The following is a 16266-nucleotide window of genomic DNA, read 5'->3' on the forward strand; positions in this document are numbered from 1 at the left end:
TATTGCTGCATCGCCCCAAAGATTTTGCAGAGGCCATCCGGATGGTGGACGAGTCGGTGCAGATCTATAACAACGAGCGGCCTCATCTGTCGCTGAAATACAAAACGCCCGATGCGGTGCATCGGGCATTTTGAGGCTGAAACAGGTGTAAACCTATTTCAGGACTAGACAGCGGGTGTCGGCTTGAGATCCGCTGTGAATCTTCCCCTCACCCCAGCCCTCTCCCGAGGGAGAGGGGGCCGACCGAGGTGTCTGGCGTTTTGCATCGACCTGCAAGACTGAGTCGATTATGGATTCAAGGAGATCTACCGAAGTGCATTGAGCGCTTCATCGACCTGAGCGTTCGAGTTGATTATGGATTCAGTGAAGCAATATCAGGTCGGCGTATTTCTTCAGCATCCCCCATTCAGTCCCCTCTCCCTCCGGGAGAGGGCTAGGGTGAGGGGCTCTTGGCTTTTAAACTGTTACTTGCGGTTAAGCATCACCGGCAACTGCGCCACCAGTTTGGCGTTATTCAACGGCGCCCGGATAAACCCACGCTGCGTCCCGTCCGGCCCGATCACCGCCAGATTCCCACTGTGGTCAACCGTGTAATTCGGCTTGCTGGTATCCGCCGGAATAAACGGAATACTCACCGCGTTGGCCACCTTCTGCAGCTCTTCAATCGAGCTCGGCGTCAGGCCAATGAACTGCGGATCAAAATAGCCCAGATATTGCTTCAACTGCTTCGGGTTATCCCGGTTCGGGTCGACGCTGACCAGCACGATCTGCAACTTATCCACAGCGTCTTTCGGCAGTTCGCTTTTGATCTGACGCAGTTGCGCGAGGGTGGTCGGGCAGATGTCCGGGCAGAAGGTGTAGCCGAAAAACAGCAGGCTCCACTTGCCTTTTAACTCGTCGATGGCGACCGGTTTGCCGTCCTGATCAGTCATCTTCACGCTTGGCAGCGTGCGGCTCTGCGGCAGCAGGATGATGCCGGCGTCGATCAGCGCGGTGGGGTCGCCCTGGCCCTTGCCGCTCAGCACTTTGTTGACGGTCAGGCCGAGGATCAGCGCGATCACGGCGACGAGGATGAAGACGGTTTTCTGGGTTCGAGTCATAGGTTCAACAGTAAGTAGTGGTCTACGAGCAGGGCAATGAACAACAGGAACAAGTACCAAATAGAGTACTTGAAGGTGTTGATCGCCGCGTGCGGCCGAGTGCCACGGTACAGCACCACGGCCCATTGCAGAAACCTTGCGCCCAGAGCCAGCGCGCAAACCAGATACAGCACGCCGCTCATGTGGATCACGTACGGCAGCAGGCTCACCGCCAGCAGCGCGAAGGTGTACAGCAGAATGTGCACTTTGGTGTAGTGCTCGCCGTGGGTGACCGGCAACATCGGGATGTCGGCCTTGGCATATTCCTCCTTGCGATGGATCGCCAGCGCCCAGAAGTGCGGCGGGGTCCAGGCGAAGATGATCAGCACCAGCAGCAACGGTTCGGCGCTGACATGGCCGGTGGCGGCGGTCCAGCCGAGCAGCGGCGGCGCTGCGCCGGCGAGTCCGCCGATGACGATGTTCTGCGGCGTCGCTCGCTTGAGGAAACCGGTGTAGATCACTGCGTAGCCGAGCAGGGAGGCTAGGGTCAGCCACGCGGTCAGCGGATTGGTGAAGGTCAGCAGCAAGGCCTGACCGAGCAACGCCAGCGCGAGCGCAAAGGTCAACGCCGCAGCAGGCGAAACCCGGCCCTCGGCCAGCGGCCGCTTATGGGTGCGCGCCATGACTGCATCGATGCGCCGATCCACCACATGGTTGACCGCCGCCGCGCCACCGGCACACAGCGCGATGCCCAGATTGCCGAACACCAGCACCGTCCACGGCACCCCGGCGCGGGTCGCGAGGAACATGCCGACCAGCGAGGTGATGAGCATCAGCACCACGACTTTCGGTTTGGTCAGCTCCAGATAGTCACGCCAGATCGCCTGAGTGGGGCGTTCGCCGATCAGAATCGCCATGGCGTTTCTCCTTTTATTGTTATGGGCGCGGCGGAGTGTTTACGCGGGCTGAAGCGCCAGCGCGCGAGTACTGGTTGTCTGACCCGGACCAGGCTGGTGCGCGCGTGATAATTGACCAGCACCAGGGTCAGCAGCAGTGCCGCGCCGCCGGCGTTGTGCGCCACGGCAACCGGCAGCGGCAGATGGAAAATCACGTTGCTGATGCCGAGAGTGATTTGTGCGCCGAGGGCAATCAGCACCAAACCGGCCAGCCGGGCCATGCCGACCACTTTCAGTTGCCAGGCCAGACCGAGCAGCACCAGCGTCACCAGCAACGCGCCGATGCGGTGGGTCAGGTGAATCGCTGTGCGGGCATCACTGTCGAGTTGTCCGCCGAGGTAATTGGGGCCGATGTGTTGGGTCAGGTGAAAGCCGTTGGCAAAGTCGGCGGGCGGCAGCCATTGGCCGTGGCAGGTGGGGAAATCGATGCAGGCCACCGCGGCGTAGTTGGAACTGACCCAGCCACCTAGAGCGATCTGGCCGATCACCAGCAGCAGTCCCGCCGTCGCCCAGTACTGCAAGCGTTTGGGCACGGTCAGCGCCGGCAGCACGCCGGACAATCTCAACGTCAGCAGAAACAACAGGCTCAAGGTCGCAAAGCCGCCAAGCAAATGCCCGGTGACCACTTGCGGCCAGAGCTTGAGCGTCACCGTCCACATGCCGAACGCCGCTTGGGCGAACACCACCGCCAGCAGAAACAGCGGCAGCTTCAATGGCTGCCCGGGATGGCGACGATTGACCCACGCGCGCCCGGCCAACACCGAAATGAGCAGGCCGAGGGCGCCGGCGAAGTAGCGGTGGATCATCTCGTTCCAGCCCTTGTGCGTCTCCACCGGCGCGTCGGGGAAATTCAGCTCGGCATGGGCCAGTTGGGCTTCGCTTTTCGGCACGCTGATAAAGCCGTAGCAGCCCGGCCAGTCCGGGCAACCGAGGCCGGCGTGGGTCAGGCGGGTGTAGGCGCCGAGCAGCACCACAATCAGTGCCAGCAAGGTGGCAAACAGCGCGAGGCGAAATCCAGGTTTGGCCATGACGATGCCCTTATCCGATGTTCGACAGTTTCAGCAGGTGGCGCAGGTCGTTGAGCAGATCCTTGCCCTTCACATTCGGGTCGTAACGCAGCACGAGGTTGCCGTGGGGGTCGATGATCCACAGTTGCGGCGTGGTCTGGTCGCCCGTTGTCTTGCTGAACGTGGCGGCGTCCAGCGGATAGCGTTGCAACTGCGGATATTCGCGGGTGAGTTTGGCTTGGTAGTCGGCGCTCAAAGGTTGCGCAGCGGCGAGGGCGTGGCTGGCGCGCCCGGCTTCACGGCCGAGGCCGATCTGGATCTGCCGCGCGAGGTAAACAAGCTGCTGGCAGTCCACTGCGCAATCCTTGGGCGCCGTCACCAGCATCTGCCAGCGCACTTCATCCGCCTGCACACCCAGCTCGGCGCGTGTCTGGCCGTTGCCGATCAGTTCGCCGTGATAACTGCGGCCTTCCGGCACCCAGAACTGCAATTTGTACATGCCGGTGGCGAGGATCATCGGGCCGACCACGCCGAGCACGATCAGCAGCAACTGCAGACGTCCGCGACGCCGACTGGCCGGGGCTTTGGCTTCAGACATGCTGGGTGGATTCATGGCCGTTCCCATGGTGTTTCTCCTTTGCGTTGTGCAAGCCTAAGTAGACGTAGAGACCGAGCAGGGCGGTGGCCATGGCGAACCACTGCACGGCGTAACCGAGGTGTTTTTCCGGACCCATCGCCACCACCGGCCAGTCGGCCTGATAGCTCGCCGGGCCGGGTTCGGCGCGTAATTCGTAGGCGAAGCCGTCGCGCTCGAGGGATTTCCACAACTTGGCCGGATCGACGGCGGTGATGGTTTGCGGCCAGGTGCTGCTGGCCGGGTCGGCGTGAAGCTGGAAGGTCGCGCCGGGGGCGACGTAGACCCAGGCATCGATATTCAGCGCCTCGGAAGGCGTGGTGAATTGCGGCGGCACGCGTCGATCTGGCCACGGCAGCCAGCCGCGATTGACCAGCAGCCAAAGGCCGGTGCGTTGATCCTGAAACGGTTGCAGCAACTCGACGCCGACCTTGCCGTTGCGCTGGCTGTTGTCGAGCAGCAGGCTGTGAGCGGCGTCGAACTGGCCGGAAAGACGCACGCGGCGATAGGCCGGCTCAGCACTATTGAGCAACTCGCTGCTGGCCATCGGTTCAGCGGCGCGGCGCTCGGCGTAACTGGCGAGCAGGGCGGTTTTCTCCGCCCCCCGGCTCAATTGCCAGAAGCCCAGCGACACCAACAGCGGCAGCAACAATGCCACGACAACCGTCGGTACGACGCCCGGGCGAAAGCGCTTCATGGCACCGCCATAAAGTCAGGCATCGCGATCGCTATACTCAAGTGCATCGCCTGTCCCCCGGAGTCTTCCCATGCTCAAAGCAGCCATCGTTCTGCTGCTGATTGCCACGGTGATCAGCCTGTTCAGCGGCCTGTTTTTCCTGGTCAAGGACGACAGCAGTTCCAATCGTCTGGTCATCGCCTTGAGTGTTCGGGTGGCATTGGCCGCTGCCACCGTCGGCTTGATCGCCTGGGGCTTTTACAGCGGCCAACTGGTCTCGCACGCGCCTTGGTGATCCAGGTTCAGAGCACGTAAACGAAGATGAACAAGCCGATCCACACCACGTCGACGAAGTGCCAATACCAGCTCGCCGCTTCGAAGCCGAACTGGTGCTCGTTGTCGAAGTGGCCCTTCATGATCCGCATCAGCATCACAAACAGAATGATCGTGCCGATGGTCACGTGGGCGCCGTGGAAACCGGTGAGCATGAAGAACGTCGCACCGTAGATGCCCGAACCCAGGGTCAGGCCCAGCTCCTTATAAGCGTGAATGTATTCTTCGGCCTGGAAGCCGAGGAATGCGCAGCCCAGCAGCACGGTGATCGCCAGCCAGATTTTCAGCGCGCCGCGATGGCCCTTCTTCAAGGCATGGTGGGCGATGGTGATGGTCACGCTGGAGCTGACCAGCAGAATCGTGTTGATCAGCGGCAGACCCCACGGGCTGATAACGTCTTTGGCCGGCGGGAACAGTTTCGGATCCGGCGTGTTCAGCAGCGGCCAGGTGAACTGAAAATTTGGCCAAAGCATGTGCGCGACCCCTTTTGGGCCTTCACCTCCGAGTGCCGGGCCGGAAATGTGCCGCACGTAGAACAGCGCACCGAAGAAAGCGACGAAGAACATCACTTCGGAAAAGATGAACCAGCTCATGCCCCAGCGGAACGAGCGATCAAGCTGCGCGCTGTAGAGTCCCGCGCGACTTTCCTTGATCACCGTGCCGAACCAGCCGAACAGCATGTACGCCACCAGCAGGCCGCCGATGAAAAAGATCAGCGGGCCGTGGGATTCCGGGCGCGCTGCCTTCAGATCGTTGAACCAGACGGCCAGGCCGTACACGGTGACCAACATCCCGATCGTGGCGATGATCGGCCACTTGCTCTGGGCCGGAACGTAATAGTGCTCATGAGTTGCCATTTATTGTTCTCCTTATCGGGCACGCTCAACCGCCAGTGTTTACAGCCACCGGTGGATGTCGGGCGGTGATATCGAACAGCGTGTAGGACAGCGTCAGGTGCTTCACATCCTTGGGCATGTCGCGGTCAACAATGAAACGCACCGGCATCTCGATCTGCTGACCGGGCTGCAGCACCTGCTGGGTAAAGCAAAAGCATTCGGTCTTGTGGAAATACGCCGCCGCATTGCTTGGCGCGATGCTCGGCACGGCTTGCGCACTCATCGGTTTGTCGGTGGGGTTGCGGGCGATGAAGATCATCTCGTTCACCGCGCCGGGGTTGGCCGTCAGCTCGTCGTGCTTTGGGTAGAAGTCCCACGGCATGTCGGCGGTGTTGGTCGACAAAAACTGCACGCGCACCTGGCGGGAGGTGTCGACCACCTGCTCGCCCTCGTACTGCCCACCGGTCTTGCCATTGATGCCGAAGGCTTTGCACATCACGTCGTAGATCGGCACCAGGGCAAACCCGAAGACAAACATCGCCACTACCACTGCGAGCAGGCGGGTGACGAGTTTTTTCAGCGAGATCGAGTCAGCCATGATTTTCAGCCTCTCCCACAGTCATTTGTGCAGGGCAGAAATTGTTCATTTCACTTCCGGCGGCGTAGTAAAGGTGTGATACGGCGCCGGTGACGGCACGCTCCATTCCAGACCTTCGGCGCCATCCCACGGTTTGGCCGGTGCCGGTTCGCCGCCTCGGATGGTCTTGATCACGATGAACAGGAAGAAGATCTGCGTGGCGCCGAACATGAACGCGCCGATCGAGGAGACCATATTGAAGTCGGCGAACTGCAGGTTGTAGTCCGGAATCCGCCGCGGCATCCCCGCAAGGCCCACGAAGTGCATCGGGAAGAAGGCCATGTTCATACCGATGAACGACAGCCAGAAATGCAGCTTGCCGAGGGTTTCGTCGTACATGTGGCCGGTCCACTTCGGCAGCCAGTAATAGGCCGAGGCGAAGATCCCGAAGATGGCCCCCGGCACCAGCACATAGTGGAAGTGCGCGACCACGAAATAGGTGTCCTGATACTGGAAGTCCGCCGGGGCGATGGCCAGCATCAGCCCGGAGAACCCGCCGATGGAGAACAGGATCACGAACGCCACGGCAAACAGCATCGGCGTCTCGAAGGTCAGCGAGCCTTGCCACATGGTGCTCGCCCAGTTGAACACCTTGACCCCGGTGGGCACGGCGATCAGTAGCGTGGCGTACATGAAGAACAGCTCGCCCACCAACGGAATGCCGACCACGAACATGTGGTGCGCCCAGACAATGAACGACAGGAACGCAATGCTCGCCGTGGCGTAGACCATCGAGGTGTAGCCGAACAGCGGTTTGCGCGAGAAGGTCGGGATGATCGAGCTGACGGCGCCGAAGGCCGGCAGGATCATGATGTACACCTCGGGGTGGCCGAAGAACCAGAACACATGCTGGAACAGCACCGGGTCACCGCCACCGGCGGCACTGAAGAAACTGGTGCCGAAGTGGATGTCCATCAGCATCATCGTCACGCACCCGGCCAGCACCGGCATCACCGCGATCAGCAGGAACGCGGTGATCAGCCAGGTCCAGACGAACAGCGGCATTTTCATCAACGTCATGCCGGGAGCGCGCAGGTTGAGGATGGTCGCGACCACGTTGATCGCGCCCATGATCGAACTGATCCCCATCAAGTGGATGGCGAAGATGAAGAACGTCACGCTTTCCGGCGCATAAGTCGTCGACAACGGCGCGTAGAACGTCCAGCCGAAATTCGGCCCGCCACCGGGGCTGAACAGGGTCGAGACCAACAGCAGGAACGCCGCCGGCAGCAGCCAGAAGCTGAAGTTGTTCATGCGCGGCAGGGCCATGTCCGGTGCGCCGATCATCAACGGGATCATCCAGTTGGCGAGGCCGACGAACGCCGGCATCACCGCGCCGAAGACCATCACCAGACCGTGCATGGTGGTCATCTGGTTGAAGAACGCCGGCTCGACGATCTGCAAACCGGGCTGGAACAGCTCGGCGCGGATCACCATGGCGAACGAGCCGCCGAGCAGGAACATGCAGAACGCAAACCACAGGTACAGCGTGCCGATGTCCTTGTGGTTGGTGGTCAGCACCCAGCGCATCAGACCTTTGGCGGGGCCGTGGGCGTGGTCGGCATGACCGTGGTCATCGATGACAGCGCTCATGGCCGGTCTCCTTCAAGTGAGTGGGCTGGGCAGGCCGGGGCACGGAGCCCCGACTGGTTCACGAAGTACGCAATAGACCGGCTCATTTGCTTTCCGCCTGTTTCAGCTCCAGCACTTCTTTTGGCGTGACCATGTCGCCCTTGTTGTTGCCCCAGGCGTTACGTTCATAGGTCACGACCGCTGCGATATCGACTTCCGACAACTGTTTGCCGAACGCCGCCATGGCGGTGCCGGGCTTGCCGTGGAGGACAATGTTCAGGTGATCCTTGATCGGTCCGGTGGCGATTTTCGAGCCCTTGAGCGCCGGGAACATCGGCGGCAGGCCCTGGCCTTCGGCTTGGTGACAGGCGACACAAGCGGTGTGATAGACCTTGTCGCCGCGCTCTTTGAGCTCGTCGAGGGTCCATTCCTTGCTGGTCAGTTCTTTGAGCTGCGCAGCTTCGGCCTTGCGTTCGGCCAGCCATGCTTCGTAGTCGGCCTTTTCCTTGACCTCGACCACAATCGGCATGAAACCATGATCCTTGCCGCACAGTTCGGCGCACTGGCCACGGTACAGGCCGGGCTTGTCGACACGGGTCCAGGCTTCGTTGACGAACCCGGGGATCGCATCGCGCTTGACCGCAAACGCCGGCACCCACCACGAGTGGATGACGTCGGCGGAGGTCACGAGGAAGCGCACTTTGGCTCCGATCGGCAGCACCAACGGCTTGTCGACCTCAAGCAGGTAGTGCTCGCCCTTGGCTTCCTTGTTGTGGATCTGCTCGGCGGGCGTGGCCAGGTTGCTGAAGAACTCGACGTCCTGGCCCAGGTATTTGTAGTGCCACTTCCATTGATAGCCGGTGACCTGGATATCGATATCCGGCTCACTGGCGTCGTACATCTTGATCAGGGTGGCGGTCGCCGGAACGGCCATCGCCACCAGAATCAGCAGCGGGACGACGGTCCAGAGAATTTCGACGGTGGTGCTTTCGTGGAATTTTGCGGCCACCTGCCCGGTTGAACGGCGGTGCACCATCATCGACCAGAACATGGCGCCGAAGACGATGATCCCGATCACCACACAGATCCAGAAAATGGTCATGTGCAGGTCGAATACTGCGTGACTGATTTCAGTCGCTCCAGGCGCCATATTCACAGTCCAGGCCGCATTGGCCTGGCTGAAAATCGACCACAACAGGAGGCCCATCCAGACGTGTGGATGTCGCATCATTGCGGGTTCCCCTTATCGTTCTTGTTATCCCGCCGGCTTTCGCCTGCGGCAAGGGAGCGGCTGCATCAGACTACGAACTTGAATCGCCGGGCCTTGCTGCGGGTGCAGTCGGGCGTCATCAGCTAACTCCATTCAATGGCGAGTATAGACAGCGACTGGAAATTGCAATGTGAGGACGTAAATGAACTGAAACAGCCGAGACTTGCGTTCAAGGGCACGAATGGAGAAGGATGCAGACGAGAGGTGGCAAATCGATATAACGCAGGCGCATCAAGGATGAAATAATTATGACAAATGCGTCTTAGCATTTTTCGTAAGCCAGCTAACTTATGTCTTCCCTATTTCATTGCCTTGTTCCCTGGAGTTTTCATGAACACCGCCGCATTGCGCGAGCAGATCCAAACCGCCCAACAGCACGAGAAAGACACCGGCCTGCTGACCCGTCAGCTGGAAAGCAAGCTGCCTCATTTACACCCGGCGATCCAATTGCCGGAAGCCGACGCCAAAGGCGTGCTGACGCGTTTTGTCGCCGCCTACATCGATGAAGTGCCAGACCTGCTGGATGCAGCCAATGAAGTCGCCAGGGAAGCGGGAATCGAATCGCAGATCAAACCGGTGCTGAAAATCGCCGAGCAGTATTTCCTCCAGCCGCCGGCAATCATGGCCGGGCACGTTGGCCTGGACAGCCTGCTGGACGAAGCCTACCTGGCGCACCGCTTTGTCGAAGAGGTCAACGACCTGTACATCAAGCATTTCGGCCAGCCACTGATCCCCTTGGACATGACGGTCGCCAATCTGATTGCTCACCAATTGATCGGTGAGGAGTTTGCCAACCAACTGGACGAAGCGGTGCATCACGCCATCGACGAGATGCTCAACGAAGAGAGTTTTGCGCTGGAGTCGGTAGAGGCCTACCGCGAAAAACTCAGCAGCCCCGACACCGGTGCGGCGTGGAAACGCTGGCCGTGCATGGGCCGTCGATTGGGTGTGGGTCTGGAGCTGGATCAACCGGCTGCTTAACCCTGAGTTGCACACAATCCAATGTAGGAGTGAGCCTGCTCGCGATTACGGTAGATCATTCAACATCTCTGTTGACTGACCCGACGCCATCGCGAGCAGGCTCACTCCTACAAGGTTACTTACCCGGCCGCACCTATGCCGGTATTGGTGCGAACCCGACCCTCAAGCCTGCGCTTCAACCCACGCGACTCAATCAACAGCTTCGAACCCTTCGCCGCATTCGCCCGGCCCCACTCTTCCAGCAACTCCAGACACGAATGGTCGATGTAGCTCAGGTTATTGAGCGGCACATGCACCGTGGTGCCCATTGGAATCGTGTTCAGCACCTGCGTCAGCGCCGGCACCTTGAGGAACGTCGCCGCCCCCACCAGACGCAACTCCATCTCGCCGTCCTGCGGCAGATCGATCAAGCTGATCTTCAAGCGCGAAGCCTTGAACGCCAGTTTCAGCAAGGTCAGGCCGAAGCCGATCAAAACGCCGGTCAAAAGGTCGGTGAAGATGATCGCCAGCGCCGTCGCGGCGTAAGTGAACATCGGCATCCGGCCATAACGACCCAGCCCGCGAAACGCCTTGAGATCCACCAGTTTGAAACCGGTATACACCAGCACACCCGCCAGACTCGCCACCGGAATGCTTTGCAGCACGCTCGACAGCAACAGCACGAACGCCAGCAGCCACAGGCCATGGAAGATTGTTGAATAGCGCGTGGTCGCACCGGCCTGGACGTTGGCCGAACTGCGCACGATTACCCCGGTCATCGGCAGCGCGCCGACCAGGCCGCAAAGCATATTGCCGACGCCTTGTGCCGACAGTTCACGGTCGAAGTCCGAACGCACGCCGCTGTGCATGCGATCCACCGCCGCCGCCGACAACAGGGTTTCGGCGCTGGCGATAAACGCCACGGCAAACGCAGCGATCAGCAGCGTCGGGTCCGCCAGACTGAGCAGATCCGCCGGTTTCAGCCAGTCGATGGCTTCTGCCAGATTCGCCGGTACTTCAACCCGTTTAACCTGCAATGCCAGCAGCAGACTGGCGCCAGTGGCCAGACCCACGCCGAGCAATGCGCCGGGAATGAAGCGCAGCGAATGCGGACGGAATTTCTCCCACAACCACATCACCGCAATAGTCGCCAGCCCTAGCAGACCGGCCTGCCAGCCAAACGACGGCAAGGCTTGCGCCACCGCAGCGGGGAACGCTGTGAGGTTATCCAGCCCGGAGGGTTTTGGTGAGGCGTCGAGCATCACATGGATTTGTGAGAGCACAATCAACACGCCGATCCCGGCCAGCATGCCGTAGACCACCGCTGGCGCTGTGACCCGAAACCAGCAACCGAGCTTCAGTCGCCCGGCCACCAGTTGCAGGAAACCGGCCAGCAGCAGAATCGGCCCGAGCATCTCGATGCCGTGCTGGCGCACTAGTTCAAACACCAACACTGCCAGACCCGCTGCCGGCCCACTGACCTGCAACGGCGAACCCGCCAGCCAACCGACTACCAGACCGCCGATGATCCCGGTGATCAGACCTTTGGCTGGCGGCAACCCTGACGCAATCGCAATGCCCATGCACAGCGGCAGGGCGACCAGAAATACAACCACCGAAGCGAGCAGCTCCCGTGGCAACACCGCTTTTAATTGAGCAGCACGCATGATGACTCTCCCGAAGCTTTCTTCAGGCGTGGCGAGGCCGGGCCGCTGAAACAGCGGCCGGCGTCAAACCACACAGATTGTTAGGAAGATTTAGAAGCGCGCTTTGGGCGTCGCCACCGGAATCGGATGGCTGCCGTCGAGCGGCAGGAAGCAGCCCTGATCCGCGTCGTAAGCTTTGATTTCGCTGGTTTCGATGTTGTAGACCCAGCCATGGATGAACAGATGACCGTTCGCCATGCGCGAGGCTACCGAAGGATGGGTACGCAAGTGCTGCAATTGGGCGATGACGTTTTCCTCAGTGAGGATCGGCATGCTTTCTTTTTCGTCGGCGCAGTTACAGTTTTCATGCACCATGGTTTTGGCCACTTCGGCGTGGCGCAACCAGGCTTTGACCGTCGGCATTTTTTCCAGGCTGTCGGGGTTGAGCACCGCGCGCATGGCGCCGCAATCCGAGTGGCCGCAGATGATGATGTGCTGCACGCCGAGTGCTAGCACCGCGTATTCGATCGCAGTGGAAACGCCGCCGTTCATCTGGCCGTAGGGCGGTACAACGTTGCCGACGTTACGGGTCACGAACAGATCGCCGGGCGAACTCTGGGTGATCAGTTCGGGCACGATGCGCGAGTCGGCGCAGGTGATGAACATCGCTTTTGGCGACTGGGCCGTGGCGAGTTTTTTGAAGAGTTCTTCCTGCTGCGGGAAGACCTCATGATGAAAATGCAAAAAGCCGTCTACGATCTGACGCAGCGCTGCATCGGCGGATTCCGCCACAGGGGCTTGCGCCGACGCAGCCAACGGCTGTTTATCCTTGTCACTCATGATTCATCCTCTTAGGCGGATTCAGGGAGTCATGCCCCGGTATTCCGGTATGAAGCCAGTGGCTGTTTAAAACATCCGAGTCATCCCGACCCGTCAGTCACTCGATGAACAAGGTAGCCGTCGAAACTTAACTCAAACTGAATCAAGCGCTCTAGAACGTGTGTTCCAGGTCACAAAAAACGTGACTGGCAGTTTCGACGGAAGGGTTCCGACCACTCAACCATAGGTCAATTGTCGCTAAATCAACGACATCTGGCGACCCGGCGGACAGAAGGCTGTGCAATCGAGGTTGTAGCTCTCGCGATGATTGAGGCCCAGACGCTTGATGGCTTTGGCAAACCTCTGCGCCAGCAGATCTGCAAACGGCCCTTCACCTCGCATCCTCGCGCCGAAACGGCTGTCGTAGAGCTCGCCGCCACGGCTCTGTCGAACCAGGCTCAACACATGCGCTGAGCGTTGCGGATAATGCGCTTGCAGCCATTCCTCGAACAGCGGTGCCACTTCCAGCGGCAGGCGCAGCATCATGTAGGCCCCACTTTGCGCGCCGGCGGCTTGGGCCTCGGTCAGCAGGCTTTCGATCTCGCTGTCGTTGATCATCGGAATCATCGGTGAACACAGCACTCCCACCGGAACTCCCGCTTCACGCATCACCCGGATTGCCCGCAAGCGCGCCTTGGGCGCAGCAGCGCGGGGTTCGAGAATACGTTTGAGTTCGTCGTCCAGTGTGGTCAGGCTGATCATCACCGCCACCAGCCGCTGTTGCGCCAGTTCGGTGAGCAAGTCGAGGTCGCGCAGGATCAACGAGCCCTTGGTGACAATGGTCACCGGGTGCCGATAACGCAGCAGCACTTCGAGGATCTGGCGGGTGATCTTGTGTTCGCGTTCGATCGGCTGATACGGATCGGTGTTGGAACCGAGATTGATCGGCGCGCATTGATAGCCTTTTTTCCCGAGCTGTTCTTCCAGCACTTGGGCAGCGTTGGTCTTGGCGATCAGCTTCGTTTCGAAATCGAGCCCCGGCGACATGTCCCAATAGGCGTGGCTGGGCCGCGCGTAGCAATAGATGCAGCCATGTTCGCAGCCACGATAGGGGTTGATAGAGCGGTCGAACGGCAGATCCGGCGAGGTGTTGCGGGTGATGATCGTCTTCGCCGTTTCGATCATCACCTCGGTGCCCTGGGTCTCGGGCACTTCCTGATACCAGCCGTCGTCTTCGGCAACCGAGCGGCTCGGTGCGAAGCGGTTGTGCGGGTTGCTGGCGGTGCCGCGACCACGGTCAGGGATGGCCATAACGAAATTCCACGATGCTGTATGTCCGTACAGTATCGTGGAAATGGGTAACCCGCCAGTGCCGTTGGGCGATAAGCAAGATAATAGAGTTGTCAGTCAGTTCAGGCTTTGAACCCTTTCATTGAGGCAAAAGAATTTGCGATCCTCTTGAATGCAAGTTGATCGTCAAGATCAATGCGGTTATCGCCGTTGGCATCTACAGTATTTGAAACCTTGTTATACAGGCCGTTTCTATAATCTGTCGCTGTGACAGTAAAGTCAGGCTGGCTCAAACCGGGATTTGAAACATTGAACAGTCCAATTTTGACATCGGGCGGTGCAGCCGGGCTGCCGTTATTATCGAAAGACACCAGCATGCTCTTATAGCGACGGCCCTCATCCTGCTTGCTTAAACCTGCAATAGCAGAGGCAATATCAGCGGCGAGGGTGTAATAAGACTGGTCATCTTCATCAAGGTCGCCATCTCCCTCGACATCGTCATACCCTTCGACGGTTTCATATTTTTTACTGACCGTGTTGTATTCAACTGTGACAACTACGTTGGGTTTGCGGCCCGGCGCATATCCATCGTTGTATCGGGAGATGATCGCTTCGGCGTGATGATCTCCCTTGATATCCTTGAACTCATATAACACTGCGTAATTCATAATGTCCGCTCCCTGCCATAGTCAATATTAAAAGTGTAGTAGTCCCGCCTTTGAAATTAGAACTGCAGTCAATAAATGTCTACTGTCATAGTTGACAGGGTGTATATATCGACAGCAAGACAGTCAGTACTGTCTGCTTATACACCCTGTGAGGTATGACAGTAGATGTGTTCATGCTTTGGATTTAGCCTGAGGAGCGTGCGGCAACTTTGCCGGTGATCCTGGCTTAATCAACGGACAGAGATTTTATTTATGACGATCAGGATATTGCTCGAAATCGCGGATATGGACCGAGATGGAAATCCGGAGGTCGCGTTCTATCACTACGATGAAGACGCGACGGAAATGATGGATTACGACTACTCGTTGTTCGCTTCTTCGTCGGAAGGTAACGGTCGTTATGACTTGATTTCCGAAGACGTCGTCGACGGCGATGGCGATGGTGACGTCGATAAACACGACAAGAAGCTCTACTTACAGTTAGCCGATGCTTTTTCGCAATTCAAGGGCTTTCAGTCCAAGCGTTGAATTGCCCGCTGACACAGCAAAAGCACTAATGCCATGTCAGCGGTATTCCGGTCTCGTTAATGCGAAGTGACTTGCCCCAGGTCATCGCCGGAAGTGGTCTGCATATCGTTCTTGCGCAGGCTGGCAACATCGGCTGCTTTCACTGGAGCGCCCTTGTTACCCCAACTGCCGCGAATAAAACTCACCACATCTGCGACTTCCTGATCCGACAGGCGCCATGCATACGCGGGCATGGTGAAGGTCGAAGGCGCCGTGTGCGTCGCTGGCAAAGTCCCGCCCTTGAGCACAATGTGAATCAACGAAGTCGGGTCATCTGATTGCAGCACCGGATTGCCTGCCAGCGCCGGGAATACCCGCGTATAGCCGTGGCCGTCCGTGCGGTGGCACGCCGCGCAGTTGTCGATGTACACCGCTGCGCCGCGCTGACTGTCGTCACCGTTCCACAGGGCCTTGGCGATTTTTTCGTCGTACTGGTGCGGCTGATCGTTCGGATCAGTCGCTGGCAACGACTTGAGATAGCGGGCAATCGCGGTCAGGTCGGCGTCGGTCATGTATTGCATGCTGTGGGTGACCACATCGCTCATGCCGCCGAACACTGCGCTACGGTCGCTGCGACCGGTCTTGAGGAATTGCACCAGTTGCTCTTCGCTCCAGCTACCCAGGCCGTCCTTGTGGTCACCGCGCAGACTCTTGGCGATCCAGCCTTCCAGCGGCGCGCTGCCGGCCAGGAAGTTTTTACCATCCGCTGCACTCAAGGATTTTTCCTGCATGGTCAGGGCACGTGGCGTATGACAGGCGCCGCAATGTCCGAGGCCTTCCACCAGATAAGCCCCACGATCAATGACCGGATCTTCTGACGTGGCCTTGTAGTCCTCGACCTTCGGCGCAAACATCCAGCGCCAGCCCATCAACGGCCAGCGCATGCTCAACGGCCACGGGATGTCGCTGGCCTTGTTCTCCTGCGTCACCGGTTCAACGCCTCGCATGAAGTACGCGTACAACGCTTTCATGTCGCCTTCGCTGACACGTGCGTAGGACGGATACGGCATCGCCGGGTACAACGTACTACCGTTTTTGGCGATGCCATGACGCACGGCCTGATCAAAGTCCTCGAAGCTGTAATCACCGACGCCGGTTTTATCCGGGGTGATGTTGGTCGAGTAGATCGTGCCGATTGGGGTTTCCATCGGTAGCCCACCGGCGAACGGCTTGCCGTCCTTCGCGGTGTGACAAGCCACACAGTCGCCGGCGCGGGCGAGGTATTCGCCCTGTTTGATCAAGGATTGATCAACTTCGGCCGCTTGCAAAGTAGCGCTGCCGAGCAGGGCCAGGGTCGCGATAACAAAACTCTTCAT

The 16266-nt window shown here is 59.3% G+C and carries 18 protein-coding genes; 4 read left to right on the forward strand and 14 right to left on the reverse strand.

Going from position 1 to position 16266, the window contains the following annotated elements:
• Positions 1-134: integrase core domain-containing protein (locus IAI51_RS23940; protein ID WP_187677109.1), on the forward strand; the 134-nt coding region annotated here is incomplete at its 5' end.
• Positions 135-464: 330 nt separating this feature from the next.
• Here the strand turns inward: IAI51_RS23940 and IAI51_RS23945 are convergent.
• Genes IAI51_RS23945 through IAI51_RS23965 form a run of 5 tightly spaced genes read right to left on the reverse strand, consistent with a single transcriptional unit; the run spans position 465 to position 4373 of the window.
• Positions 465-1100: an SCO family protein gene (locus IAI51_RS23945; RefSeq protein WP_187680721.1), complete on the reverse strand. Its 636-nt coding sequence runs from the start codon at positions 1098-1100 to the stop codon at positions 465-467.
• Positions 1097-1996, reverse strand: a complete 900-nt coding sequence (gene cyoE, locus IAI51_RS23950) for a heme o synthase (protein ID WP_187680722.1) — start codon at positions 1994-1996, stop codon at positions 1097-1099. The genes IAI51_RS23945 and cyoE overlap by 4 nt, the downstream gene beginning before the upstream one ends.
• Positions 1984-3063: a COX15/CtaA family protein gene (locus IAI51_RS23955; RefSeq protein ID WP_187680723.1), complete on the reverse strand. Its 1080-nt coding sequence runs from the start codon at positions 3061-3063 to the stop codon at positions 1984-1986. Before IAI51_RS23955 ends, cyoE begins: the two co-directional genes overlap by 13 nt.
• Positions 3064-3073: 10 nt before the next feature.
• Positions 3074-3667, reverse strand: coding sequence for a hypothetical protein (locus IAI51_RS23960; RefSeq protein WP_187680724.1), 594 nt, complete (start codon positions 3665-3667; stop codon positions 3074-3076).
• On the reverse strand, positions 3633-4373 hold the full coding sequence (locus IAI51_RS23965; RefSeq protein ID WP_187680725.1) for an SURF1 family protein: 741 nt from the start codon (positions 4371-4373) through the stop codon (positions 3633-3635). Before IAI51_RS23965 ends, IAI51_RS23960 begins: the two co-directional genes overlap by 35 nt.
• A 70-nt stretch (positions 4374-4443) precedes the next feature.
• On the opposite strand from IAI51_RS23965, the gene IAI51_RS23970 reads away from it, so the two are divergent.
• Positions 4444-4647 (forward strand): twin transmembrane helix small protein, encoded by a 204-nt coding sequence (locus IAI51_RS23970; protein ID WP_003220344.1) that lies wholly within the window; start codon positions 4444-4446, stop codon positions 4645-4647.
• A gap of 7 nt (positions 4648-4654) precedes the next feature.
• Here the strand turns inward: IAI51_RS23970 and IAI51_RS23975 are convergent, their stop codons facing one another.
• From IAI51_RS23975 to coxB, 4 genes are all read right to left on the reverse strand, one after another.
• Complete coding sequence (locus IAI51_RS23975) at positions 4655-5542, reverse strand: cytochrome c oxidase subunit 3 (protein WP_187680726.1); 888 nt, start codon at positions 5540-5542, stop codon at positions 4655-4657.
• A gap of 25 nt (positions 5543-5567) precedes the next feature.
• Complete coding sequence (locus IAI51_RS23980) at positions 5568-6119, reverse strand: cytochrome c oxidase assembly protein (RefSeq protein ID WP_095190261.1); 552 nt, start codon at positions 6117-6119, stop codon at positions 5568-5570.
• A 45-nt stretch (positions 6120-6164) separates the two neighbouring features.
• Positions 6165-7751, reverse strand: coding sequence for a cytochrome c oxidase subunit I (gene ctaD, locus IAI51_RS23985; protein ID WP_042556974.1), 1587 nt, complete (start codon positions 7749-7751; stop codon positions 6165-6167).
• Between the two features lie 82 nt (positions 7752-7833).
• On the reverse strand, positions 7834-8961 hold the full coding sequence (gene coxB, locus IAI51_RS23990) for a cytochrome c oxidase subunit II (RefSeq protein WP_187680727.1): 1128 nt from the start codon (positions 8959-8961) through the stop codon (positions 7834-7836).
• 369 nt (positions 8962-9330) lie between these two features.
• Here coxB and IAI51_RS23995 point away from each other — a divergent pair, with 369 nt between their 5' ends.
• The gene (locus tag IAI51_RS23995; RefSeq protein ID WP_187680728.1) at positions 9331-9981 is read left to right on the forward strand and encodes a hypothetical protein; all 651 of its coding nucleotides are present in this window, start codon (positions 9331-9333) and stop codon (positions 9979-9981) included.
• A 119-nt stretch (positions 9982-10100) separates the two neighbouring features.
• Here the strand turns inward: IAI51_RS23995 and IAI51_RS24000 are convergent, their stop codons facing one another.
• From IAI51_RS24000 to IAI51_RS24015, 4 genes are all read right to left on the reverse strand, one after another.
• Positions 10101-11627 (reverse strand): SulP family inorganic anion transporter, encoded by a 1527-nt coding sequence (locus tag IAI51_RS24000; RefSeq protein WP_187680729.1) that lies wholly within the window; start codon positions 11625-11627, stop codon positions 10101-10103.
• A gap of 90 nt (positions 11628-11717) precedes the next feature.
• On the reverse strand, positions 11718-12446 hold the full coding sequence (locus IAI51_RS24005; protein WP_187680730.1) for a carbonic anhydrase: 729 nt from the start codon (positions 12444-12446) through the stop codon (positions 11718-11720).
• A 237-nt stretch (positions 12447-12683) separates the two neighbouring features.
• Positions 12684-13736, reverse strand: a complete 1053-nt coding sequence (locus tag IAI51_RS24010) for a PA0069 family radical SAM protein (protein WP_187680731.1) — start codon at positions 13734-13736, stop codon at positions 12684-12686.
• Positions 13737-13837: 101 nt separating this feature from the next.
• On the reverse strand, positions 13838-14383 hold the full coding sequence (locus tag IAI51_RS24015; RefSeq protein ID WP_187680732.1) for a hypothetical protein: 546 nt from the start codon (positions 14381-14383) through the stop codon (positions 13838-13840).
• 252 nt (positions 14384-14635) lie between these two features.
• Here IAI51_RS24015 and IAI51_RS24020 point away from each other — a divergent pair, with 252 nt between their 5' ends.
• Positions 14636-14911 carry a hypothetical protein gene (locus tag IAI51_RS24020; RefSeq protein ID WP_187680733.1) on the forward strand — a complete coding sequence of 92 codons (276 nt, stop codon included), beginning with the start codon at positions 14636-14638 and terminating at the stop codon, positions 14909-14911.
• Between the two features lie 56 nt (positions 14912-14967).
• On the opposite strand, the gene IAI51_RS24025 is transcribed toward IAI51_RS24020, so the two are convergent.
• Positions 14968-16266, reverse strand: coding sequence for a c-type cytochrome (locus IAI51_RS24025; protein ID WP_187680734.1), 1299 nt, complete (start codon positions 16264-16266; stop codon positions 14968-14970).

This window comes from Pseudomonas sp. N40(2020) (assembly GCF_014472415.1).
In the GTDB taxonomy this organism is placed as follows: Bacteria; Pseudomonadota; Gammaproteobacteria; order Pseudomonadales; family Pseudomonadaceae; genus Aquipseudomonas.